The sequence below is a fragment of the Pseudomonas sp. ChxA genome (genome assembly GCF_030263855.1).
In the GTDB taxonomy this organism is placed as follows: domain Bacteria; phylum Pseudomonadota; class Gammaproteobacteria; order Pseudomonadales; family Pseudomonadaceae; genus Aquipseudomonas; species Aquipseudomonas fluorescens_CB.
On record NZ_JARPMK010000001.1, the window covers coordinates 4,772,425 to 4,796,215 of the forward strand.

The following is a 23,791-nucleotide window of genomic DNA, read 5'->3' on the forward strand; positions in this document are numbered from 1 at the left end:
AATGGCAATTAGTTAGTACATCATCCAGTACATTGAAAATGATTTTGAGAGGATGTACTAGTGGCACTCACGGACACAGCGGCCAGACAGGCCAAGCCGAAGGAAAAGGCATACACCCTCCCCGACTCCCTGGGTCTTTCGCTTTACGTGGCGAACAGTGGAATCAAAAGCTGGCACTTTCGGTTCACATGGCTTGGAAAACAGGCAAGGATTTCTTTTGGAACATACCCGGAAACGGGCCTGAAGGAAGCGCGCTCTCGCAGAGATGAGGCGCGGGAAGACATTGCGCGCGGCGTAGACCCGCGCGAATCAAGGAAGGAAAAGAAGGCAGGATTGATTGAGGCTGGCGGCCGGACATTCCGCCGCGTGTACGATGAGTGGCTGGCATTCAGGAAGGGCAGCATATCGCCGGGCACCTACCGGATCATCAGCAATTTGATGGAACTGGATGTGCTTCCAACATTTGGCGGGCGGCAGATCGAGGCCATCAAGCGCGCCGACGTGATCGGCCTGATACGGCGCATCGAAAAGCGCGGCTCTATAGTCACGGCGGTAAAGGTTCGGCAGCGGATGGGCCAGGTGTTCAGTTATGCGATCGCCACTGGACTGATTGAATCGAACCCTACAGCTGAGATGCACGCCGTCACCGAGAAAGGCGCGCAGAACAGGCCGCATCCATTCTTGCCGTTCAGCGAACTACCCAGGACCATCGCCACCATTCAGCAGTGCGTGTCAGGCCACCAGTTGCGGTCGGCGATTATGCTGATGATTTACACCGCATCACGCCCGGGCGAGGTCAGGCACGCAGAATGGTCGGAGATCGATCTTGACGCAGCCATTTGGACAACCCCGGCGCAAAAGATGAAGGCGCGACGTGAGCATGCCGTGCCGCTGCCGGACCAGGCCGTTGAGCTGCTGAAAAGCATGCTACCCATCACTGGCGGCCTTCGCTATGTGTTCACGAACCGCAGTGATCCAACGATGCCGATTGGCACGAACTACGCGAACAACGTCATGGATATCTGCGGGCTCACCGGCAAGCAGTCGCCACACGGCTTCAGGCATCTATTCTCAACTGAGATGAACGGGCGCGGTTACAACCGTGACTGGATCGAACGGCAACTCGCCCACGCGGACAGCAGTTTTATCCGCGACGTGTACAACCATGCCGCTTACCTTGAGCAGCGTCGAGAAATGATGCAGGAGTGGGCAGACCTCGTATCTGCTGGACCATCTTGCGAATAGATACAGCTCGTCGGCTCAAATCGCGCCAAGCTCAAACCTCGATTACTGTACGCACATACAGTATTTGAGTTTACCCACCATGCGCCCAATCGACAAAGACACCTGCGAGTGGCTTGGATGCCCTACGCCCCTGGAAATGTACCAGCACCAGTGCGCACTGCTCGAGGACGAGCTGACCGCGACCCAGAAGCGGCTGACCGAGGCGCGCCGCAACATTGCCGGACTGGTGCAGATGTGCGACCTGCTGGCCACCGGCAAGGCCTCAGCCGAGGCAGAACTCAAGAAGGCACTCGACAACATTGCGCGACTGAATCATGAAACGTGGGAATTGGACGGCAAGGTCCGTGCGCTCGATTCGGTTGCCGGCCAGCGGGATGACCTGTTCAGGGAGAATCAGCGGCTCTTGCTGGAACTGAGCGTGCTTAGGGGGCCACAGCCCTGACATACGCCTGGCACGCCCGCAAAGCGATTACGGCATTATCCCCGTCGTCGGTGATGGCGATAATTCTTTGAGCATGCGCTGGGTCAAGTTGGGCTCGACGGGCTGCATGAACCACGCTGGCGGCGCCGGGGGCGGCAGGCACGTTGCAGCCACTGGCTGGGTCCTCGGCAAGGAGGACTGACAGCCGGACATCAGCAGTAGCAAGCTGGTCACGCAGGCGAGCCTGGTTACGCTGGGCATCGGATAATTCCTTTGTGTGTTGTTGGTCGGCTGCGCTCGCTCTCTGCTCGGCGGCCAGGCGCTTGTCCTGCTCGGCCCGCTGCTGACCCCAAGCCTCGCCCGTGATTGCGTCCAGGTCTTTCTGGTGACTGGCGGATTGCTCTGACAGCTGCTCGGCGAGCCTCTTGCCCATGCGCCAGTCCTGCACCTCCCAGGCAACTCCGGCGGCGCCCGCCATCAGCACCAGGACCAGCAACACAAGCCCACCCAGCTTTTGCACCGGCGTCATGCCAGCACCTTCAGCGCCCTGTCGTACAGCGCCTGTCGATCGGCCTGGCCGGTGAGTCCGCCATTGATGCGCTTGGTGATCTTCGCGAATTCCTTCTGGTCTGCCAGCGTGTTCAGCCCACGCGTGGACCAGAACCACGCCGCCGACATTGCGGCGTGCTGTGGCTGCTCGAGCAGTTCAGGTTGGTTGATCAGGTCCAGGCCCAGCGCCTCGCCGCACGCAGCATAGTTCGCCCGGCCGGTGATCTGGATCAGGCCACGGCCACGGAACTTGGAGCCATCCCCCTTTACGGTGTTGCCCAGGTCGGCACGGCCTTCATAGCCGAGTTGCTGCGCCGTCGGCCCCCAGATCTCGCGCACGTAACGCAACTGTCCCGACTCATGCCCGACCTGGGCGATGAACGCAGACACGCGCGGCGTACCGACAATGCCATAGCGGCCCATGGCCGTATTCAGCGCAGAAACAAAAACGCCAGCGTTGCGGCCGGCGTTCGGGAGGATCTGCAGCAACTGCTGCTCAGTGATCGGCATGCTTTTCTCCAGGCACAAAAAAGCCCGCGCAGTGGCGGGCGGTACTCGGGCGGGTTACGATACGCGCCCCTTGAATTCAGGAATGAATCGTGATTGAAAAACGACAACTGGATGCGCTGACATCTCTCCGCTTTTTTGCGGCAGCGATGATAGTTCTGACGCATGCCCACCCTATATTTGGTTCTTTCGGATTAGCAGAAGCCGCTCCACTTGGTCAGGGGGTATCATTCTTTTTTGTTTTAAGCGGTTTTATTCTTGCTTATAACTACCGTGGCTTCTCAAAGGACGGCTCAATCGCGAGGTTTTTGGTTGCGCGCTTCGCCCGCGTATGGCCTCTACACTTCGTGACCTGCTTAATATGGATAGGACTAATATTCCACTTTGACAGGTATACTTATTTCGGCGGCGTAGTTGGCATGGAAAGGCTTTTAGCTAACCTAACGCTCGTTCAGTCATGGATACCACTTAAGCTATGGGCCTTATCATTCAACGGAGTAGCTTGGAGTATATCTAACGAGATGTTCTTCTACCTTCTGTTCCCGGTTTTTATTGGGCTGTGGAGCAAGCATTGGGCGAAAATGTTTTTCGCTGCAACGCTGGTAGTTATTGGCTTTATCTGGGCAGGTAACTCACTAGAGCTTAAATCGGCAGACTCATTTAACGGTGTTAGTTTGCTGGGCACGATTTACTTCAACCCACTTGTTCGTGTATTTGAGTTCATGTTCGGCATTTTCCTGGCTAAGGTTTTCATGACGCCACTGGTTCATGACTTCAAAACCAGCAAGCTGGGATGGTTTTACCTTGAGCTTATGGCGCTTGCACTGGTTGTCGCAGGCATGTTGCTAGCAGGAAACCCTGGTCGCATCGCCGACACATTCGGAACTGCTGCCGGATACTACTTTCAGCGTGAAGGAATATGGTTGCTGTGGGGTCTTTTGATCTTGGTTTTTGCTCTGAGCAAGGGACCAATCGGCGCTATTCTTTCTACCAAGCCGTTGGTTTTCTTGGGTGAGATAAGCTTTTCTCTGTATTTGGTACACGCAATTATCATTACGTTTATTGAGCCTCATGCTGAAGCGATCAAGCTTTACGGACTGACAGGTTATGCAGTTTTCTGGGCTGTCGCATTGATATCATCTGCTTTGCTTTACAAAGGCGTCGAAGATCCATGCAGACACCTGATCATGAACGCATGGGATCGTCGCCATAAATCACACATCGAAAACTTCAAGGCTAGCTACAAACCTGTAGCTATAGTAAGCGCATCTCTAATTGTAATTGCTGTTGCAATGATTCATCTAAACAGGATTTAAAAATGAAAAAGTATTGGCCAATTCCAGCTATTGCAGTGGCAGCAATTGCAACCATCATGATTTACTCGATGGCAAGCATTGAAAAACCGAGGGTTGTCGATGGCCGTGCAGTTTTTGCAGACGGCACAACCATTTCTCAGATTAAATTTGAGTCGTCTGACGCAGAGGACAAGCACAAGGTAGCGATACTGACTATCAAGCCAGGCGCAGAGAAAGGCCTGAGCTTTGCTGTTCACCTGAATGACTCTAGCAAAAAGATTTATTCAAATGTCGGTGACTTCCCTCTGGCGAAATACTGCAAGGGCGACACGACATTGGAATGCTCCATTCCTATTTCTCGCGAGGAATTCGATAAATCAGTAACCATGGGGATTGCTGCATACGTCACGCCAGGCCAGTTGATCGCGGTTACTGAAGGTCAGTCTGACTGGGACGGTCACCGCGCACTATTCCAGACCCTAGCTTATCACGGCGTTTATTGACTAACAGCTCGAATAGGCCCGCCGGTTGGCGGGCCTTTTTTTTGACTAACTTTTGAGTGCCCACTGTAGCGCGCTCATGTTGATGTAGACCAGATTGGCTACGGGTGCCTGAGTGTATACTGAGCCGTCAGGGTCAACTCTTAGAAGAACCTGCAGGCTGTAGCTCAAGCTCCCAGGGGTTCCGGAAGGCGCTCCAGCACACCAAGCGAATATTTGCTGCTGCGGCGCGTAGCACGTCGGCAATTTGAAAAGAACGGTGCCCAGGGGTGGACTGGCAGGTACGTTGAAATCATTGCCCATGTAAAACTGGTCCCCGCGAATACCGAACGCAGAATTTGCCAGGTTGCCGTAAGTCGATTGTTGCGCGGCAGGCGTCCAATCGCGATTGATTGAGCGGAAATCAATGTCCTTTCGAACTCTGGCAAAATATAAACCAGCAACAGCCTTGGCCCACCCCATACCAACCTGCTCACTACCAAAGTTGGAAAAATGAACGTTGTCATCTAGAACTGGGTTCAAGCGTGGGCTCGCAAGAGACGAGGGGAGGATTGCACCCATATCTTCAATGGTGAAGAAGTTCGACTGTAGACCCAGCTCGGAAAGTTTGCGAACCAGCTGAGTCCGGTAAGGAGCACCTCGGTCTTCATATGCGGAATCAAGCCCTATCTGCCCAAAAGGCGCAGCACTCGCACGACTGTAGTACATCGAGTGAAGTGCAAAAATTGGGATCATCCCGAAGAACTGGCAGCGAGCGTTGATATCAATGATTGCCTGGATGTAATCGGCTGGCAGAACGTTACCACCCTGATCATTGATGCCGGTAGCAATAAGGCAGATGTCCGCGCCACCCAATGCTTGAATATCTGTCTGGTTAAGGATGTCACGTTGCTGCAATGTAGTCTGACCAGCAACGGCCAAATTTATCATAGTCTTGATTTGGATCCCGCCAATGCCCGCGACAGCGCGCTCAAAGTGGTTTACAAATGAAAAGGAGTTGTTGAAATCAGCTGTCGAGTCGCCCAGGATTACGACTCGTCGCGGGGCAACACCGTAACTGCGCTTTGCGCGGACCCGATAGGGATATGAAACATAAGCAGTGCCTGCGGTAGAGTTTCCACCAGCACCCCAGCCAGCGCGCAAGATGTCGGATGTGAGGTTGTCCGGATCCATTCGGAAAATCTCGACATGGTTCAAAAGCAGGGAGAACGAACGCGGGCCGTGCACCTTGATGCCAATTTCGGACGCGGCCATTTTGTAAGCTGGGGCATCCGAAAACGGATCGCCAAGGGATACTGTCTGGATAGGGAAGCCCTTCAGGTATACGTAACGAGTGAAAGTCCCTCCTGAACCGTTTTGGGCGAACATCACCCAGCCCCCCTCGGTTTCGATATACGCCACGGAATTGATCTGCCCCGCTGTAAAGCCGGTCGACGTAACCTGCGCGTGCACTTCTTGACCGGGCCGGATGGGCGAGGATGCAACCACGTAGGTGCTCGCAGTCATACTGGAAAAGCTTGCAATGTTGCCGTCAGTGTTGGCGGTTGTGGAGGTCTTTGACCCGTCCGTCAAACTGATGCTCTGGAAGGACATCTGCAAAGCAGTAGAAGTTATGATGCGCTCGGTGATCGGGCTCTCGCCGTCATTGGCGCTCATTTTAACCGGCTTTCCTGCCAGAGGGCCGTAGCTCTGACTGCTGAAACGGCGCGTGAAGCCATCGAGGCTCATTCGCATGGAAACTGGCTTGTCGAACTTTAATCCTTTTCCCATTAGCGGGGAGCTTGTGCCAATTAGGTGAAAGCTCACGCCCTCGTCGAATTTGAATGTGAATCGGGACATATCAGCATCGCCGATGGTGCCATTGATCATGAACACGCCGGTGCCACCGACTGACTTTTTAAACCAAACGGTAGTGGTTCCAGTGAAATCCGCACGAATGCTGTTCAGGGGGCCAAAGTTATTGGTTCCTGAAGTTCCGTTCCAGTCGTCCTTACCGCCATAATCACTGAATAAAACTGTCTGCGCGTTAATGTCGTGCTGAGTCTGAAGTACGGCGCTTGGCGTTGACTTCTTTTCGCCAACCATGGATGCGCCTGCAGCCGTAAGAAGCGCTGCCCTCACGGATGCATCCCCTACAGCTGTGAGTTTCGGGGCGTCCGTTGCCCAGGTGCCGGTGAGCGAAAGCGGCAGGACGGCCTGATCGGTTACCCGAAAAAGTTCGCCGTTGCGCTGAACCAGTTGAGTGGCGCGATTTACCACAACGCCTGCGCCATATTGCAAGTAGACGGACTCAAACCCTGAGCGTAGCAGCAGGTCGGAGAAATCTTTTTCCATCCCCGCCCAGGTTTTGATGATCTTGCCAATTCTCCCTGCCCAGGTGAGCTCTGAGCCATTCACCAGCTTGTCGATGATTTGCGCGTTATCTTTGAGGTCGCGCGGGTCGGAGGAACCATTCGGTTCTACAGGATTTCCGGTGTTATAGGCCATGGTTTTCCCCGAGGCAAAAAAGCCCGCTCAGTGGCGGGCATTGAAAGGTTTTAATGTTCACGCCGCAGCGGGCGGATAGTTGTCATCGTCTGCGTAAAATACAGGCGAATATTCGGTCGCGGTGACGGCGCAGGACCCGTCCTGATTCGGGGTTATCTCGGTGATCATCGCCGGGTAGCCGACTTGCTCGCTTGGGCCGAACAGGAACCTTGCGGGCTCAATGCTCAGGTCGGTGACGATATCGAAGTCGATTGCAGTGAGTGGCACCAGCACCTGGTGAAAGCCAGCATCCTTCGGTTCAAAAAGGCTCGTGACTGTGCCGTCGTGCCGCCGGATAACGGCACGCGGCGCGGCCATCGACCAATCCATCTCTTCGCTAAGCGTGAGTAGGTACTGGCCTTCAAACGCTTCCACATCGGTGATGAGCGCGCTGCTGGTTGTGTTCGGGATGTCATCGGCCAGAGTGATGTGGTCGATATCGTCAAACACCAAAGCGTCCATCTCGGTGTCAACGCTGTAGCCCCAGCGCGAGAACTGATATTTGCGTAACTGCCTCATACCGATGCGCCAGGCGCGCGTCCTGTCCGATACTCCATCGAGTTGGATCTTGTCCACCTTGAGCCCAAGGCTTCCTTCTAACCGACATTTCACCGTTTCCTTACGGTTGGTGTATTGGTCGACGTACTCAACGTCCACCCCGTCGAAGTCGTCAGGGCTTGGCGCCGTAAAGCTGGACGTCAGTTCGCTGGTCATTTCGTGCGGAGTGATAACCCCGCGCGGCGGCTGTAGGCCTTCGCGCTTGACGCTGAGCAATCCATTGCCGCTGGAAAGGTGCGACATACCGGCGGTGAAAATGCCCTGCAAGACCTCCCTGACCGCCGCAGGCTTCTCATGTGACATGTCGTAGAGCTCGCTGCGCGGCGTCCAGTAGTCCTGGTCCACCGCATTTAGCGCGTCCATGTCGATCAGCGATTCATCGATCCCGAGCCCCTGACAAACGTGCAGCGCTGCCCCTTTGATGGAGCGCGCCGGAGCATTGTCGTAGATACGCGTGGGGACACAGTTGATCTGCCGTTCAGACTGGGCGCTGAGGCGGTCACCACCACGGATATCCATGGTGATGACAGTGATCCCCTCGTAAGAGCCTGGATCAGGTAACAGCGTGCGCAGACCGTACCATTGGATCGCGTCACGCACCTGGCCGCCCTCTACCGGCTGAACCCGTCGCATTTGAAACTCAGGGCGCAGCGGGTAAGGGAACACCACCCCATGGGTGAATCCGATCTGGTCTGGGGTTGCGTCGGTATATGTGTGGGTGATCGTCGTCCACGCACCGCCTACGGCTGAATCCCTCCACCGTACCTCGATGGACTTGGTGAGCATTTTTATATTGCCGGACTTGCTGTAGTAGCAGAGTCCCTGGCTCAGGAAGACATCGTATTCAGCCTGTGTTGCCAGTTCGTATTCTGGGCAGCCCATGAAGGAGCCGATCCAGTTACCGGCCCCGCCGCTACCCGACAACGAGAAATCGAGCAGGGTTCTGGCGGTGAATCCAGCCCAGGTATTGTCGACCACGCCCGCGTCAGTGAGTCGTTTAACCGTGGCGGTTAGGCCTGAGACCGATACGATCTGATACCTGTAGCCTCGGTAGGCAAGGGAAAGCCGTTGCTGGCCGGCAGCGACACCAGAGAAAGGCGTGCCGTTGTCAAAGCTCAGCGTGACGCTCGCAAGCTGTTCCGGCGTGCCACCGGTAGAGGCAGTACCGACGGTATAAGTCGGCCCGGTGCCAAAAATCGGTACCGGCGCACTGGTTTGCGAGATCGTGCCGCCTTTATAAGGACTGAGCGGCTCAATCAGGCGAAGTCGGCCGGAACTGTCTTGCGCCACAAGACCGGTGCCCGACAACTGGGACGTGATCGTCGATACAAGCCCGCTCATGTTCACATAGTTGGTGTTCAGGGATATGGTCTTGGTGACGCCCTGGAAGGTCACAGACCACACCACTGCGCCCGAAGTGAAGTCGTAGCCGGACGGCGACGCGCTGCCTGTAACCATAGACGGAGATCCACCAACTCCTGGGATTGGCGCGACATAAGGAGTCACGCTTGCCACCGTCAAATCGATCTCCGAATCGCTGCCCAGCGTCACCTTCATGCCTACGAACGGTGCAAGGTCGGACAAGGCGCCGGCGATTCGACTGTACGCGCCTGCGGTCGTTACCGTGAATGTGTCAGGCGTGACCAGTCGAACGACGGTGCCGGTGTCCCACGCATCAGGGAAGCTAGGGCTATTACCCAGCAGCGAAACGGTATTGCCGCTGATCAGCATTGAATCTGCCAACGCTGCCGACTCCGAGGGCGCGGTACTGGAAAGGTCAAGCCCGGCAGTGCCGGCATTCGTGCCGCCGACCTCAGTTACCGGATACCAGTTTCTGGCGCGCGAATCCCCAAAAAGTGATGCGCCCGGCTCGTAAATTTTGTAATTCAGGTCGGAACCAAACGCCGCGAATGGCGTGTCGCCAACCTTAAGCGTGCTTGGGGGAATAGAATTCCGCCCTCGGCCAACGGACATGGCCAGGGTTGTCACCATCGTCCTCTTGTTTACGAAGCGCGATACGGGCGGCACCAGCAGGTCTGGATAGACCTTTGCCATACCCAACACTTCACGAATGGGCGAGTTTAGCTTTGCGTGGTTGCCTGTTGCCGTAGCGGCATCAAGATTGTCGCCCTGCTGCTGCTTTGCATTGGCAGCCTTGGGCATCGTTAGGATCATGACAATCGAAATTGCAGCCAGGGCAATTGCAATGTACCCGATCGCCCCACCGACAAGACCAGCCACTGGGAATATCCTGACTTCGCTACTTTCCTTTATATCCGTTTCCCACCAGAAACTTGAATCAATGGCTATGCCATCGACCTCAATGCAAATTGGATGATGCTCACTCAAGCTAAAACCCTGAACATTGGCATATAGCCATTCCACCACGGTGATAGGCTGGTGGATCTGGTGGGTTTCGAGTGGGAGACAATCTGGAAACAGCTTAGGGGAGGATGGATAAATATTGATCACTTGTAATACTCCACCCGCACGAAGCGGCGCTTGAGCCTGTGCAAAGGCAGGCAGATTGTGCGTTGCTTTGGAGTGATCTCCATTGCCTCAAGCGATGCGCCGCAGCGAACCACGACGCCTACGTGACGCATCTCGCTGCCCTGGTAAAGCGCAATCAGCGCACCCTCTTCAGGCTCGCACGGCGTGAGCGTTGGGAACCACTTGCCAGCCACCTCGACCATTGAACCGTCGCCGGCGCGGATGTCCGCCCACTCCGGCCAATCCGGCAGGCCGAGGTCACGACGGACCTCTAAGACCAGCCCATAGCAGTCAACAAACGGCCATACTCTCCCGCCCTCGAGGTACCGGCCCGCGAGGTATTTGTCGTGATCGATCATTATTGGTACCGCATGCCAGGGAAAAGGGTGCCGGTGTAGTTGTAGCGAAGCCAGAGAGTTTCGAGCAGGTTGAAGTAGCCCGCCACGATCTGAGCCTCGGTTGCCGTTGCTGAGCCACTTTTGACGCTGTAGCGAAGGATTTTAGATGGGTAGGCAAAGTCGGTACTGACGTACTCCCTGTACACCATATTTATCTCTCGCCTGTCCTTCAGCGCCGCACGTAGAAAGCCAGAAACGCTGCCGTCGATATTGCACAAAGCAAACTTCAGATCTTGCTTTCCATCACTTCCGCGCTTTGGCAAAGCTACCGATATGCTGCAAGCGATAAATCGGGCCGGAACTCCGTTTTCGAGATAAACCTCTAAGTCCTCATAACCGTTGGTTAGGAAATGTCGAGCAGACCCGTCGGTAATCTCCAGTGTCGGGTGAATAATTTCCGTGCCGCCGCTCGAATAAAGACGATTGAGTAGTGGGCTCGTCATGATGGCCAATCCTTGTTCACAGCCAGGTCGATCAAGTTCATGTTCAGCAGATATTCAGGCGCGTAAATGGCCCAGCCGCCGGTGAGAATTGGTCGCTCCCACAACTGCAGCGTCGCGGTGAACATGAAGCGATCGACGCCAAAAAGTATTGGCCCTTCGTAGATGTCCTTGAAGTGGGCCTTGTAAGGGAGCAAGCCCTGAGGTGTTCTGAGCTCCACCTCAAACCACTGCGAGCCAGAGATCAGGACTTCTTCGAACCATGCCTCAAAGGCCTGAGCCTCCTGATCGCTCATGTTCCAGGTTGCTTTGACGTCCGTTGGCACCGAGGAATATTTCCTTCGGTACCGCGTGCGCCCGGTCTGCATGGCGGTTGACTTGAGGGGGCTGACAGGACTGAAGCCGTAGCCGTCTCGCAACGGATACGGCAGCCCAGCTGGATATTGGATCATCGTGCAGCCCTTCCCATGCCGAACATCTGCTGAATGGCTTTAGCGCCCTTTCCGTTGTCATTGATGTTTGCAACGAACTGATCAATGACCCAGCGCCCATCAACTTCGTGCGACTGGCTTTGGCCGGCCTTGCTGGCGTCTTCGATCACGTTGACGACTGGTGCCGCACCCACCTGCGAGCGGCTTGCATCAGGGCCTGTGCCTTTGGCGCCCGGGCGGATTGGCGAGACGTTGCCTTTGCGCAGCGCCTCAACTGCCGCCACGCCACCGTAGCGCTGGATGTCCTTCTGGCTCCACACCACTTCCCCCTTGTGCACCGTGCCAGCGGCCTCGTTAACCCCGCCCGAGCCGGTGTAGCCACCTGCGGAGAAGCCAATGCCTGCAATGTTCGCCACGTTGGCAGCAGTGGCCACGCCGACGGCGGCGGCTGCTGCGAAGTTGAAAGGCGGAGGAAATGCAGACAGAGCCTTCTGCACGGCAAGATAGCCGTCCATGGTGGCCTGGATGATTGCCGCCGCCTTGCCGATCGCGGCGAGCTTCTTGTTTCCGGACTGGCTGAGGCTGGCCATGTTGCCGAAGAAATCGGAAGCGCCCACCAGCAAAGCCTGGTTCTTGGCCTCTTCGATCTTTTGGCGGTTTTGCGTGGCCTGTTGATCGATGTTCGCCACGCGCGCGGCGTAGGTCTCTTCGTTGATTGCCTTCAGGTCGAGGTATGCAGCCTGCTTTTCAAGCTCGGTTGCGCGCCAGACCTCCAGCTTCTTCGCCGCCTCGTCGAGCCGGTCGATCTCACTGACCGGCCCGCCAACAGATGCGTCGAGGCCGGGGGCCGTTGGTGCCTGAGTGACACCCTCAACAGTCCCTGGCTTCTGTGCAGCCTTCAGGTTTATGTCGCGGATCTTGATCATCGTCTCAAGCCGCTTGGCGGCCTCGACGTTGCCCTGGCGCTCGTACTCGGCCATTTGCGCGGCATCATCCAAGGATGACTTCAGGCTGTTGGCTTCGCGGAGTTGCCCGGTGAGCGTAAGCAGCTGCACCTGATCCTTCTGCGCCTGCTGGATGCCTTTGCTGATCTCCGCTTCACGCTCAAGCGCAACGTTCTTCTTGAGCTGGGCGGTGATCAGGTCCTGGCTGGCCAGCAGCGACTTTTGATCGGCGGTGAGCGTCTTCTTGCCTTTGATGTCGGCGAGTTGCTGCTCCCACTTGATCAATGCCTGAGCCTGGACACCGACCTTCTCGGTGGCGATGCCCTGGGCGTTCAGCGAAGCGTTCTGCTGGAGCAGCACGGCCTGAGTTTGGCGCGCCGCGTCCAGCATCTTCATGCCTGCGTCTTCGGTGTAGGCTTTCGGTTTGGCTTGGCTCTTATCGAACTTGGCCTGAATGTTGGCGACTTCTTTGTCGATATCGGCCTGCGACTTACCGGCTTCAAGGCCTAGCTTTTTTGCCTCCTTGATGTCGTCCTCAAGCTTCGCTTGATCAAACAAGTTTTTCTTGTGGAGTTCATCCCACTTGCTTAGCGCTGCGATCCTTGATTGCTCCGCCTGACCAGCAGCACCGTCTGCCGTAGCAGACTGTTGTGATACAGCCAAACGTTCTTTTATCAGAGCAAGCTTTTTCTCAAGCGCTTCAGTCGAGTCCGTGTCCTTGATGCCCAGGGCTGAGTCAAACGCTGTGCTCGCCTTTCCCAGACCCGTGGACAGCGATCCGAGGATTCCACCATCCTTGCGAGTCTTGAGTACTCGCTCAATGAGGTCAGCCTCTTTCTGTAGGTCAGGAAAAAGCTCCGACTTTACCTTGCTGTATGCATTGCTTATCGCGGTACCGATCGCAATCCAGTCTCTCTGGACCTGAGAAAGAGATTCTCTATATTTTTCAAGCCTATGCTGGGCATTCTCATTTAGGGAGGAGCTCAGAACATCAAGTGCTTCTTGCTTCTTACCCTGGCGATCAAGCGCAGCAATTACTTCGTATTGAGCGCTTGTTAATAGCCCGTATTGGGAACTGATTTTCTCGGCCGCTTTTGTAGCGCTGTCTCCAACACTTGCGAGATCCTTAGCCACTTCTGCCGAACCCTTTCCGGTGTAGGCGGAAATGGCCGATGCTGCCTGCGCCAGATCAACAAACTGTGCCTTGCTAAGCTTGCTGCTCCCTGCAAGTGATATCACGGCATCGTTTGCTGATGAGATACTTCCGCTTAAGGCTGCTGCCGACTTCGCAATAGCTGCAAGCGACGATACAGTTTGGCCAGAGTTCGCGGCGCCCGAGAAGAGAGCCTGGTTAAAAGCACTTACCTGCTTCTCCGCGTCGTAAAATGCAAATCCAAGCCCTGCAAGCGCGGCAGCACCTAGCGCAACTGGATTTAGTACAGCGGACGCCATTCCTCCAAGCATTTTCAAGGCATTTCCAGTGCCGCCAGCGCTCACGCTGATCTGCTGGAAATTGCGAGTCACACCAGCCCAATCACCCGACTTTAGCGCATTCAAAAGCTGCGCAACGTCTCGCTGTGAGCCCTTGGTTGCAGTGCTGAAATTATTCAGCGCTGAGGCGTTATCGCCAATGATCGCAGAGAAGCGCTTGTAACCAGCTTCGTCGAGGTCGCCCTTCTTGAACGCCGCCGCCAGTTGCTTCTGCTGATTGACTAGGTCGAGTTGCTTAGCGCGAACTGGGTCCAGTTTTGCAAGGAGCTTTTCCAGTTCTTCGGAATAGGTCCCCATCGCTGAAGAAGTTTTCTTAACGGAATCTGCCTGTTTTGAATTGGAGCCGACATTCGCGTCAGACTCTTCGCGAAGGCGCTTTGCCAGATCCGCAAGACTCTTGGCTTTTCCGGCTGCTTCGTCGAAAGACCCGCCGGCCTTCACCGTGCTGGTGGACAGCGAGTTCAGGTAAGTGCTGGCGTCGAGAGACGACTTGGCTATCGCCTCAATTCGCGCGCGGGCTTCGGCATACGATTCACCGGCCTTCTTGCTTGACGCGCCAGCCTTGCTGGTGCTTTCAGACAGATCATCAACTGAGCCGACAGTTTTTGAAGAGCTCTTGCCGACGTCATCAATGCCGGAAGCGGCCTTCTTCATTGAGTTTTGCGTGGGTATCCCAGCCGACTCCAGCGCTTCAAGAGCCTTGCGGACGTCTGCCGCCTTCTGCTCAGCGTCGCGGCTGTCGATCTCAAGGACCAGACGTGAAGTTTGAGTCATGTTGCCTCCGGGCAAAATTGCCGCAGGGCGGCGGATCAGTCGTCTTCTTCGCTCAGGCAAATCACATCCAGCGCAAACATCACCTCATCCACCTCCCGACGATCCAGGGGGGATGGGTGAGCATCGAGCCAGTCGGAGATTTCGCGGGCAGACAGCGGCAGCGGGAAGGCTCCCACCATGGTTGTGATAAAGCGGCGGCCCCGGCAGACGCCGAAGAACGTGGCGAGCAGGTGCTTGGTGATGGGGTCGGTCGGCGGCTCTTCGGGAATTTCCATGCGCAGGCGCTCATAGATGGCCCGACGCTTGTCGGCCTGGCCGCCCCACTCCCTTTCCCACTCGAACCGGGTTACTGCTTTTCCACGGTTTCAGCCAGTTCTGCCCCGGCCTCGATCGTGGACTTGCTGCCTTCCTGCAAAACGAACAGGAAAAAGTCGATATTGGCTTCGAGCAGTTCGGTGCAGACGCCAACATCAAACTTGAGCGGGTTCCCTTGATCGTCCTGCACACCGTCCCAGTCCTTCACGATGAACTGTGCCAGGAGAGCGCAATGGCTCTGGTGCTCAGTCATCTCGCCAGCAACCACTCCAATTTCGTCTTGAGCGAAGGTCGCGTCGTTGCGCTGGATGCGCCGGCGGACTCGTTCAAGGGCAACCAGGTATTCCGGGTTATCGATGCCGCCCAGCTGAATCTTGGTTTCTTCGTCGAACTTGGCCCAGCGCAGATTGGTGACCGGGGCCTTCTTTCTCAGTGTAAGAGCCATGTTAAATCCTCAACGCCGCGCCATAAAAAAGGCCACCCAGGCAGGCGTTAGAGCCTGGGCAGCCAAAGGGGGAATCGTCTTACGCGGTGACCGTGATGGTCGACGTGCTGGTTTTGGTGCCGTCCGCAACGCTGGTGGCGGTGATGACGGATGTGCCAGTGGCAACGCCCGTGACCAGACCTGAACTGTTGACGGTGGCAACCGATGGGGTTGCACTGGTCCAGGTCACAGCCTGATTCGCTCCAGCCGGTGCGACGGTCGCCGTCAACTGGCGGGTGGCCGCGACAGCAATCGAGGCGGTGCCCGGCGCGACGGTCACGCCAGTAACCGCGGTCGGCGATGCCAGTCGGGTGATGGTCGGGCTGATCTTGGCGACGGTGTAGTTCAGCGTCACTTCGATCAGGTCACGCTTGCCGCCGCTCGGCAGTTCCCCGTCCACTTCCACCGCAGGGAAGTTGAAGGTGTACTTGTTGCCCAGTGCGTCGGTGATCGGGAACACCACGGAGATTGGCAGCCGGGTGAAGGTCTTCTTCCAAATCTCCCAGGCGCGCTTGGACCAGGCCAGCGTGATGGTGCCGGTGATGGCCGCCTCTGTAGCGATCTGCGCGCCCGGGCCAAGCTTGGTGTTGCCGATGCAGCGCTGGGCTTGAAGGCTGTTGTCCAGGCTGATGGTCATGGCCGATACGCAGGCCACGCCTTCGAGTGACTCGCCGTCTATCGAGATGGTGCCGACGTTGTTGTTCGACAGGAACGGCGTGGTGGTTGGTGCATTGGGCGACACCACAATCGGCGTATCGCTGTCAGCGTAATCCAGGCACGCCATGTTGAAGGTGGCCGTCACCTTGCCGTCGGACGGAATGTCGAGGGCAAACGTGGATACGTGGGCGCCCTTGAACACGCTGTACACGCCAACATCGCTGTAGCCCTTGGCGATGCTGAAGGTATTGCGCGTATCGCCCACAGACAGCACGTCGCCGGTCCAGGCGCCGTAGAAAGCGGCTTCCAACAGCTGATCGAACGAGCCGAACGAGAATTCAGCAGTCAGGTCGCCGCCGATGTCGGTGCTTGTGGCCACCGAGCCCTGGCTGATACGGGAATCGGTGATCTCGTCACTGACTGCGGTGTTAACGGTTGGGGTCAATGCGTTGCCGGTCAGGCGCAGCGTGTCCCAGGTGCCGGTGGGGGTAACGCCGGGCGTCACCTCCTTGATGATGTGCGAAACGACTTTTGCGCCGGAACTCATGGGTGAGTCTCCTATCTGCGGGCATAAAAAAACCCGCTCAATGCGGGTGGATGGTGTTGCCTGGCTCAGCCGGCGCGGAACCGGATGTTCACGTTGATCTGGTAGAAGCCTTCGAACTCACCGGCTACAACCTGGCTGGCCTCCATGCATTCGAGGCCGCCGGACAACCAGTAGGCGAAGTGCGCTTCGAGCGCGTCGGCCAGTTCGTTGATGGCCTTTGTGCCGGTATTGAGGCGAGCGAAGCACTGGATGCTGACTTGTCCGGGCTTGCGCGTGTAGGGCTTGTCGGCCATGCCAGCCATGAAGGCGGTGGCGTACTGCAAGTTGAAGCGGCACCAAAGACCGGCGGCTGGTGGCGTGAATACGGTCGGCTGGTTGGGGTAGTCAATCCGCGCTTGGTCAATGCCGGTGAAAGCGGCCATCCGCGCAGTGAGCGCCGCCCTGATTTGCTCGTAGGTCATTTGTAGGCCTCGCTCACGCCGATAAAGGCCAGTCCGTATACGCCACTGGGGGCCTGGGTCGAATGCCCATTCTCCAGCGCCTCTGCATACGGCAGGTTGGTCTGGATATAGATAACCGGGAACAGCCCGGCCGACTGGATGGCGCTTGTGCCATCCGAAATAGTTGCAGTTCCGTCTGCGTCGACGCGATCCGTCACGGTGAAATCTGGCGCCCCAATGGAAACGATGTGGCTGCCCCGGAATGTCCCGCCAATGTAGCCCTTGCCAGTGGCTCGATCATCAACGTAGAAATTTTCCTTCCTTTCCCGCTGCGTGAGCTTCTTGAACTTTTTACCTGCTTTTGACGCATTGCGCGCATCGACATTGGCGTCATAAGCGTCTGCCAGCGAGACATTCTTCGCCTTGCGCTGGATGTTTGCCTGCCACAGGTCAGGCCTGCCAACAGGTGACCGAACCACCACTTCCTGCAGCATGGCCTGGGCAATTACCCTGGCCATCTGGCTGATGTCTTCTGAGGCTTTATCCACGAAGTCGGTGAGGTTGGTACTCCATCCAGTCGTTGCCATCAGACTTTCCTCAGCTGGATCTCGTAGTGAGCGATCGCCGGGTCAGTCTGCACGTTGATCACGTCGAAATCGTTGATCTTGTGGCCGATGTCCGGCGTGCCCCCGATTGTTTCGTTGGTCAGCGCGATCAGCAGTTGGTCGGTGGCGCGGATGTTTACGCCGTCCACCCTGTCCACCTTGAAGGCGTCGAAAACGCCTCGGCCGGTGTAAGCAATGACCACTGGCGGGCCAGCAGCCTCTGTAACGGGGTCCCAGGTGCCGGGCAGCGTCACGCCGCCGGCGAATGGCTGCACAGCATCAGCCAGGTCAGTGTCGAACGCCTCGGCCAAGTCCTTCTGGATATCTTCGCGAAGGCCCATGGGTCACCCCCTGTCTACGCGGAAAGAAAACGGGCTTGAGCGCCAGGGAGAAAGCATCGCCAGCGCGAACTGCACGTCGCCGGGCTGGGCAATGATCTTGCTACTGTCCAGCGAGGCAAACGTCTTGCTGGTGCTGACCGATCCGGCCTTGACCGTCTTGGCCTCAAGAGACCCCTCGGTCTGCTGCTGGTACAGCTTGCCCTGGGCAGCGACTGACGCCAGTTCGGCGCCTGCCTGCTTAACCTCATCAGGGATGTCGTTCATATCGACGCCAACGAGGTTCAGGGAGGTCAGATAGGCATTCGCCTGCAACACTGCGCGGGCTTTCTTGTCATCTGGCGCCCAGTTGGTGCCGAGGATGGCGTCAACGTCCGCCACGGTGATGTAGGTAGCCATCCGGCCTCCGCTTGAATGAGTGGGGCAGAAGCCCCGGGTGTTACTGAGCTGCTTTCAGCAGTGCCAGCAGTTCAGACTTCAGATCGCCCGACTTGTAGGTGATGCCCTTGGCGTCCAGCTGCTCCTTGAGTTGGGCGGCGGTCAATTCGGCGAGCGGATCGGACGCAGCGACCAGTCGATCTTTCTCGGCCTGAGCCAGCAGGTCGTCGACCTGTTTTTGCAGTTGGGCGGCTTTATCGACCGCCTCATCGCGGCTTTGGGCCAGTCGCTGATTGCTTTCCTGAATGCCACTCAGGGCTGCATGAAGCCGTGCGGCAGCGCCATCACCTTCAACCGGATTCAGTACGCCCGATTCCAGGCCGGCGGCGAGAAGGTTCACGGCGTCGAGTTCGAGCGCCTGGCGAGTCGCTTCAGCGCCGCCACCATTGTTGTGGGCGGCACCCCCTTCGACTCGCGAGAGTGCGTGCTCAACACCACCGGTTTCACCGACAGTCTCGGCACCCACGGTGACATTGCCAGGCGCTCCAGAAAATCCCCAGCGGGCCTTCAGATTAGGGTCAATGTGGTTGTCTTTTTGGATAGTCATGTTTTCTCCTACGCCCCAGGAACGGTAAGCGTAAATGTCGTGTTATCGACACGAGTGAAAGTGATGACGTTACCAGCAATGGTCGCGCCCTTGATGGCCGTGGTCAGCCTGGCGTCGTTGCCAGCCGTCGCGGTGACAGCGGTGGTGCCGACGGTCGGCGGGAAAGTTGTAGGCTTCCCAGTGATGGCCGGCCACGCCACCGCAGCGGCGCCCACATTGGCATCGAGCCAGTCGTAAAGCTTCTTGAGCGTAAAGCGCAAGTTATCCCGTGGTGATGGCATGGAGCCCCCGTTAAGCCGATACGGTGGAAGTGATGAACGCCAGCGGAACCTGCTTGCGAGCGAACTTGCGCTCCCAGTTGGTTGCCAGCGCCAGGTCCGCCCAGTTCGCCGAGATAGGGCGAGTGGTGGTCGGCGTGCCGGTGATGGTCGCCGACAGGAAGCTGTAGCCCAGCGGATGCACAACAAAGTTGCGACGGGTCCACAGGGTTTCAGCACCACCACCATTGCCGCGATCCGGTGCGCGCTCGTATTCCAGGCCGTCTTCGCCTTCTGGTTGCTGCTCGGCATAACCGATAGCGCCTGGGCCGAAGATAACGGACAGGTACTTGTTCGGCGTGCCAGTGATCACCGGCATGGAGTCGTCGACCACAACGCGCATGCCCTGGAAGCGACCAAACTCTGGGATCTGGTCAGCCAGCGGGGTGAAGTCGATCAGGTTGAGGATCTGCAGTTCAGCCTGAACGGCCGAGTGCATTGCAATAACGCTCAGACCGCCCAACTGACCGGAGTAGTCACCCATGGTCGCCTTGGCGCGGATGATGGCCGCTGCGTTGATGGTGCCGCCCGCGTCTACCACCATGTCGCTGCCGTTGCTGGCAACGTTGTCGTTGTAGATGCCGATCGTGGTTGCGATGGTGCGGCGCTGTGCCACTCGCTGCCAGTAGGAGATCAGGCGACCTGCTACAAACTCCAGCGGGTCCTGCTTGGTGATGTTCTTCACCAAGTTCATAGCGTTCCAGCCTTCGTTGAGGTAGGCGGCGCGAGCCTGCATGCTGGCGGTGTGCACGGACAGCGGCACTGCGATATCGGTGTACACGTCGTTCGAGTAGTTCGACTCGATGGACGCATCCAGGTCAACCCACCACGGAATGGTGAAGGTGTTGGATGGGCTGGCCAGCAACTGGGTCATGTCCGAGTTGGTGGTCAGGATGCCCGACTCGAAGAACGCGGTGCGCTCGACGGTGTTTACGCTGATGTAGTCGCGCAGTTCGTCGCGGAAGACGACATCGGAGAGAATGGTAGGCATTGCGGTAGTTCCTTTTACTTGGCCTCAGCAGCGGCTTTCATGCGCGCATGCTCGGCGGGGTTGGTTCGGCGGAGCTCAACGCGCTCCATACCGGTCATTTGGTCCCACGTTTTGGTGGCCCCGCCACCCTTACCCCCGGCAGCCCCGCCGCCGTTCGCTTGCGTGCCGCGTACCAGTGAGGCGTAGCGCGGCGCTTGCTGGAATTCTTTTGCCAGGTCATCGAGTGTTGCGATGGTCAGGTTGCCGGAGGCGTCCGTGACCTTGACCTGGCCTTCTACGATCTTCAGGCGGCGCTGGACGAACTCAGCCAGGATCTCGGCGTTCTCGCCGTCGGCGATACCGGTGGCGATCTTGCTGGCCGCTGAGGTTAGGTCGCGCCGTTCGATGCTGGTGGTCAGTTCAGCCAGGCGAGCGCGCTCAGCCGCAAGGGCCTGCTCGCTGCTGGCATACAGCTGTTCGAAGTCGCCCTTTGCCTTGGCAGCGTCGAGCTTTTCGCGCTCGAGCTTCTCGTCAGCCTCGCGGCGCAGGCGCTTTGCCTCCTTGGCTTCATCCAGAAGCGTCTGGTTCTGGCGCTTCAGGCCTTCCAGGTCTTCGCTACCACTCGGCAGCCCTTCCACGGCCAGGACATAGCTTTCGCCCTGGGCCTTGTAGAAGGCTTGCAGGGAGGGTTCGAGTGCGTCGTATGCAGCCTTGTCGATCAGGTATTTCATGTCATCCCCCGGATGATTTGCCGTTGGCTCAGCCGCGGGCGTAAAAAAACCCCGCATGTGCGAGGCTGTTCAGATTCAGTGGAAATGCTATGTAGACGTATTTCGTCGGTTCCAGGCAGTCATTGCCTCCATTTTGTAATCCGGATTACCCCAGTCCGCGAAGGATGGCCCCCTTGCCTTGCATGAGCACTCCACGTAGGCATAGATGATGCCTGAGCCAGGCATTCCACCATCCTCCTTTTCGATGAGCCTTGGCTTGTCGGCCGAACCGCAAAAAGGGCAACTCTGAATGTCCATGGCTTATCTCGCAATCTACTGATAAAGGCGGATCATAATCCTGCACGCTCGAAGGCCAGCGGTTCAAGGTCTTTCAGTTGCTGAAGGGTCAGGGTTTTGCCGTTGTCGTCGACGAACTTGTCGAGGGTCAGCTCTCCCTTGCTGAATAGCGCGTAGCGGTTCGGTCCAAGGATATCCCGCTGGAAGGCTGCCGGCTGGCGTGACAGCCAGTCCTGATAGCTCGTCTTGCTCGACACCATGGCAACACCGTCAGGGCCGATTGAGGGCCGGGTAGAGCCTGGTATCTCGCGGGCAAACTCATCTTTGAGGACCGGCACCAGCGTTGTGCGGCACCCCCAGTGATACGGAGGCTTTGGCCCATCCAGCGGGATGATCGTCTGATCTATGCCCATGCAGTACAGCGTGGTGCTGGAGTCGAGCGTGGCGATCCGCCGCATCCCCTTGAGGATGTCGTCGTTGGCCTTGAGCGTTTCCACGCGCGCCGTGCTGGCAATGTGGTTGGTCATGGTGCGGACCAGCGACGTAGCCTGATCCTGGTGTAGCTGGTGGATGCTGGTGAGGCGCCGCCCTATCTGCTGGCTGGTCTCGCCCAGGCTTGAGCCAATCTGGATCTCACCGATGATCTCGGCCGCCTTCTTGGTGCCGAACTGGTCGAGCGCGCCGCTGATGCTGATGCGCTGAATGCCCTTGCGAGCCTCCAGCAGCAGAGGGTCAGCCAGCGCCGCAGCGCTCACCATCTCCGCCGACGGCACGTTGAGCTGAACAATGGCCTTGATGACCTTGCCCAGCATCTTCCCGTTGAATTCAGCCTCATAGGCGGCGAACTCGCCAAGGTCCAGCTGTGCGCGGCCCTTCAAGTCGTCGTAGATGCCTCTCAAATCGCCCTGGAGCGTTTCTATCTGCGATGTGTAACGGCGAGTGCCGTAATCACTCAGCCCGCCCGTGACTCGATCCTTGGCAGTTTTGATGGCCTTGCTGATGAATGCCGCCACCCGCTTCAGGTTCCCGCCCGCGTATCGCTGGACGTAGATCTGGTGCCTAGTGGTGGCGTCCGTCAGATAGCCTTCGCTACTCATCGATCACCTCGGGCTTCTTGTAGGGCGGCACAACCGGCTCTGGCTCACTGCCAACCACCGGCGCCTCATCCTCGCGGTCGCCGTCGATATCGTCGTCAGTCCGATCCGAATCCAGCACGCCGGACTGGCGCAGATTGATGCGGAAGTCTTTCTTGGCGATGATTCCCTGCTGCCACAACTGCATCTGGGCCAGGATCATCTGCGCATCCATGACTTCATCGAAGAACTCTTGGTTGAGCCAGAAGACAGTGCCCTTTTCGTCAACCTTGTCCGCCATGAAGCGCTGGGCGTCGAAAAGAGCGTTGCGCATGGCCTCCGACACGTTACCGGCGATGGTGCCCAGCACGCTGTTGTCGGAGCTGTACCGAATGCGCACGGCTTCGGCAGTCTCGGCGCCGCTGCCCTGCTGGACGATGCGGGCGCCGATCATGAGCATCTGCTGCTCTTTGTCCTTCATCAGCTCGCGGGCCAGCTGGGTTTCCTTAGCCTGCACAAGCGTTGCCGAGCCTTGGGCGCCAAGGTTGTGCCCCCGGCGTGATCCGATATGCATGCCGTTCGGGTTGAGCTTGACGAACTCGTCAGGGCTGATACTGGTGGTGATGAACAGACTTGGCTGCGACGTGATGAAGCCCGCCTCTTCCACCGTGGCACTGTTGCCGTAGTGGAGGATGTTCACCTCAGCCAGGTCTTCCAGCGGCGCCTTGTCGATGCTGGCGTCGTTGTTCTCAGAGCCGAAGAAGTGGAACGGGATGTGGTCGAATGGCTTGCCTGCCTTGTCGGTCGGCTCGGTTTCCTTACCTTCAGGGTCGTCAGCGCTGTACACGGCCTGCACATACCGGCCGCCGCGCATCATCAGCGCCCGGTATTGATCCTTGGCCGTGAACTCGAAACCGTCCTCCGAAGGCTGATTGATCTTTTCGTGCAGCACCACCAGCGTGAGTCGGCGCACACCATCGATCACGTCTTCACGCCAGTTAACGATGCTCTCTGCGCAGTAGAGGTGGATGTAGGCCCGCGCATTGGCGGCCTGGGCAACCGTCAGTGCCGTCTGGCCTTCTGGAAGCTCAACCTTAGGGAAGTCCGTCAGGAAGCCGCCGCGCCCTGTGTCCAGGCACTCGCCTGTCGATTCCTTGCTGACCTGCTCCAGACTGGCACCGTTGCCGCTGAGGTTCTCGATCAGGTACTCAATGGCCGACGGCAACTCGATCTCCGCCGTCTTACGGAACACCGCGCCGAGCAATCCAGTGCGAGTGCGGCCCACCACGTTCAAGAACATGGCGCGCTTCTTGAGCTGCTCATACCGCGCCAGGTTCTCTGCCGACAGGTTGAGCGGGTCAGGCATTGGCAGGTATTCGTTATGCTTGCGGATCTCTCGCGGGCCGGCTACGCAACGCTTGACCAGCTGCCAACCGGGCAAGGCATCGCTGTACTCCTGCCTGATGGCGCTGTAGTTGGGCATA

The 23,791-nt window shown here is 57.6% G+C and carries 26 protein-coding genes; 5 read left to right on the plus strand and 21 right to left on the minus strand.

Features of this window, described 5'->3' with window-relative positions; all coding sequences use genetic code 11:
- Positions 1 to 60: 60 nt before the first annotated feature.
- Positions 61 to 1,245 carry a tyrosine-type recombinase/integrase gene (locus tag P5706_RS21135; protein ID WP_285681526.1) on the plus strand — a complete coding sequence of 395 codons (1,185 nt, stop codon included), beginning with the start codon at positions 61 to 63 and terminating at the stop codon, positions 1,243 to 1,245.
- 79 nt (positions 1,246 to 1,324) lie between these two features.
- Entirely contained in the window at positions 1,325 to 1,687 is a 363-nt protein-coding gene (locus tag P5706_RS21140; protein WP_285681528.1) for a hypothetical protein, read from the plus strand.
- Here P5706_RS21140 and P5706_RS21145 read toward each other — a convergent pair.
- Positions 1,668 to 2,195 carry a lysis system i-spanin subunit Rz gene (locus tag P5706_RS21145; RefSeq protein WP_285681529.1) on the minus strand — a complete coding sequence of 176 codons (528 nt, stop codon included), beginning with the start codon at positions 2,193 to 2,195 and terminating at the stop codon, positions 1,668 to 1,670. The genes P5706_RS21140 and P5706_RS21145 overlap by 20 nt on opposite strands.
- Complete coding sequence (locus P5706_RS21150; protein ID WP_285681531.1) at positions 2,192 to 2,725, minus strand: glycoside hydrolase family 19 protein; 534 nt, start codon at positions 2,723 to 2,725, stop codon at positions 2,192 to 2,194. The genes P5706_RS21145 and P5706_RS21150 overlap by 4 nt, the downstream gene beginning before the upstream one ends.
- A gap of 89 nt (positions 2,726 to 2,814) precedes the next feature.
- Here P5706_RS21150 and P5706_RS21155 point away from each other — a divergent pair, with 89 nt between their 5' ends.
- Together P5706_RS21155 and P5706_RS21160 are read left to right on the plus strand one after the other, a co-directional pair.
- A complete protein-coding gene (locus tag P5706_RS21155; protein WP_285681533.1) occupies positions 2,815 to 4,038 on the plus strand; it encodes an acyltransferase family protein in 1,224 nt (407 codons plus the stop codon).
- Positions 4,039 to 4,040: 2 nt separating this feature from the next.
- Complete coding sequence (locus P5706_RS21160) at positions 4,041 to 4,520, plus strand: hypothetical protein (RefSeq protein ID WP_285681535.1); 480 nt, start codon at positions 4,041 to 4,043, stop codon at positions 4,518 to 4,520.
- Positions 4,521 to 4,565: 45 nt separating this feature from the next.
- Here P5706_RS21160 and P5706_RS21165 read toward each other — a convergent pair whose 3' ends face one another.
- The 14 genes from P5706_RS21165 to P5706_RS21230 form a co-directional block, all read right to left on the minus strand.
- Complete coding sequence (locus tag P5706_RS21165; RefSeq protein WP_285681537.1) at positions 4,566 to 7,004, minus strand: SGNH/GDSL hydrolase family protein; 2,439 nt, start codon at positions 7,002 to 7,004, stop codon at positions 4,566 to 4,568.
- Between the two features lie 57 nt (positions 7,005 to 7,061).
- On the minus strand, positions 7,062 to 10,073 hold the full coding sequence (locus P5706_RS21170) for a host specificity factor TipJ family phage tail protein (RefSeq protein WP_285681539.1): 3,012 nt from the start codon (positions 10,071 to 10,073) through the stop codon (positions 7,062 to 7,064).
- Entirely contained in the window at positions 10,070 to 10,450 is a 381-nt protein-coding gene (locus P5706_RS21175) for a nitrite transporter (protein WP_285681541.1), read from the minus strand. Before P5706_RS21175 ends, P5706_RS21170 begins: the two co-directional genes overlap by 4 nt.
- Complete coding sequence (locus P5706_RS21180; RefSeq protein ID WP_285681543.1) at positions 10,450 to 10,932, minus strand: DUF1833 family protein; 483 nt, start codon at positions 10,930 to 10,932, stop codon at positions 10,450 to 10,452. Before P5706_RS21180 ends, P5706_RS21175 begins: the two co-directional genes overlap by 1 nt.
- Positions 10,929 to 11,381, minus strand: a complete 453-nt coding sequence (locus P5706_RS21185) for a hypothetical protein (RefSeq protein WP_285681545.1) — start codon at positions 11,379 to 11,381, stop codon at positions 10,929 to 10,931. The genes P5706_RS21180 and P5706_RS21185 overlap by 4 nt, the downstream gene beginning before the upstream one ends.
- A complete protein-coding gene (locus tag P5706_RS21190; RefSeq protein ID WP_285681547.1) occupies positions 11,378 to 14,569 on the minus strand; it encodes a phage tail length tape measure family protein in 3,192 nt (1,063 codons plus the stop codon). The genes P5706_RS21185 and P5706_RS21190 overlap by 4 nt, the downstream gene beginning before the upstream one ends.
- Before the next feature lie 35 nt (positions 14,570 to 14,604).
- Positions 14,605 to 14,844 carry a hypothetical protein gene (locus P5706_RS21195; RefSeq protein ID WP_047711305.1) on the minus strand — a complete coding sequence of 80 codons (240 nt, stop codon included), beginning with the start codon at positions 14,842 to 14,844 and terminating at the stop codon, positions 14,605 to 14,607.
- 71 nt (positions 14,845 to 14,915) lie between these two features.
- Complete coding sequence (locus tag P5706_RS21200) at positions 14,916 to 15,329, minus strand: phage-derived protein YdaY family protein (protein ID WP_285681551.1); 414 nt, start codon at positions 15,327 to 15,329, stop codon at positions 14,916 to 14,918.
- A 79-nt stretch (positions 15,330 to 15,408) separates the two neighbouring features.
- Entirely contained in the window at positions 15,409 to 16,572 is a 1,164-nt protein-coding gene (locus P5706_RS21205; RefSeq protein ID WP_285681553.1) for a phage tail tube protein, read from the minus strand.
- A gap of 65 nt (positions 16,573 to 16,637) precedes the next feature.
- The gene (locus P5706_RS21210; RefSeq protein WP_285681555.1) at positions 16,638 to 17,033 is read right to left on the minus strand and encodes a phage tail terminator-like protein; all 396 of its coding nucleotides are present in this window, start codon (positions 17,031 to 17,033) and stop codon (positions 16,638 to 16,640) included.
- On the minus strand, positions 17,030 to 17,599 hold the full coding sequence (locus P5706_RS21215; protein WP_285681557.1) for an HK97 gp10 family phage protein: 570 nt from the start codon (positions 17,597 to 17,599) through the stop codon (positions 17,030 to 17,032). The genes P5706_RS21210 and P5706_RS21215 overlap by 4 nt, the downstream gene beginning before the upstream one ends.
- Positions 17,599 to 17,958 (minus strand): hypothetical protein, encoded by a 360-nt coding sequence (locus P5706_RS21220; protein ID WP_285681559.1) that lies wholly within the window; start codon positions 17,956 to 17,958, stop codon positions 17,599 to 17,601. The genes P5706_RS21215 and P5706_RS21220 overlap by 1 nt, the downstream gene beginning before the upstream one ends.
- 3 nt (positions 17,959 to 17,961) lie before the next feature.
- Positions 17,962 to 18,354, minus strand: coding sequence for a protein singed (locus P5706_RS21225; RefSeq protein WP_285681561.1), 393 nt, complete (start codon positions 18,352 to 18,354; stop codon positions 17,962 to 17,964).
- A 40-nt stretch (positions 18,355 to 18,394) separates the two neighbouring features.
- On the minus strand, positions 18,395 to 18,940 hold the full coding sequence (locus P5706_RS21230) for a hypothetical protein (protein WP_285681564.1): 546 nt from the start codon (positions 18,938 to 18,940) through the stop codon (positions 18,395 to 18,397).
- A gap of 63 nt (positions 18,941 to 19,003) precedes the next feature.
- Here P5706_RS21230 and P5706_RS21235 point away from each other — a divergent pair, with 63 nt between their 5' ends.
- A complete protein-coding gene (locus tag P5706_RS21235) occupies positions 19,004 to 19,177 on the plus strand; it encodes a hypothetical protein (RefSeq protein WP_285681566.1) in 174 nt (57 codons plus the stop codon).
- Between the two features lie 54 nt (positions 19,178 to 19,231).
- On the opposite strand, the gene P5706_RS21240 is transcribed toward P5706_RS21235, so the two are convergent.
- The 5 genes from P5706_RS21240 to P5706_RS21255 form a co-directional block, all read right to left on the minus strand.
- A complete protein-coding gene (locus P5706_RS21240; RefSeq protein ID WP_285681568.1) occupies positions 19,232 to 20,248 on the minus strand; it encodes a hypothetical protein in 1,017 nt (338 codons plus the stop codon).
- Between the two features lie 14 nt (positions 20,249 to 20,262).
- Positions 20,263 to 20,958, minus strand: a complete 696-nt coding sequence (locus P5706_RS21245) for a hypothetical protein (RefSeq protein WP_285681570.1) — start codon at positions 20,956 to 20,958, stop codon at positions 20,263 to 20,265.
- Between the two features lie 87 nt (positions 20,959 to 21,045).
- Positions 21,046 to 21,255 carry a Lar family restriction alleviation protein gene (locus P5706_RS37045; RefSeq protein ID WP_352231411.1) on the minus strand — a complete coding sequence of 70 codons (210 nt, stop codon included), beginning with the start codon at positions 21,253 to 21,255 and terminating at the stop codon, positions 21,046 to 21,048.
- Between the two features lie 32 nt (positions 21,256 to 21,287).
- Positions 21,288 to 22,331 carry a putative phage head morphogenesis protein gene (locus P5706_RS21250; protein WP_285681572.1) on the minus strand — a complete coding sequence of 348 codons (1,044 nt, stop codon included), beginning with the start codon at positions 22,329 to 22,331 and terminating at the stop codon, positions 21,288 to 21,290.
- On the minus strand, positions 22,324 to 23,790 hold the full coding sequence (locus tag P5706_RS21255) for a DUF4055 domain-containing protein (protein ID WP_285681573.1): 1,467 nt from the start codon (positions 23,788 to 23,790) through the stop codon (positions 22,324 to 22,326). The genes P5706_RS21250 and P5706_RS21255 overlap by 8 nt, the downstream gene beginning before the upstream one ends.
- Between the last annotated feature and the right edge of the window lies 1 nt (position 23,791).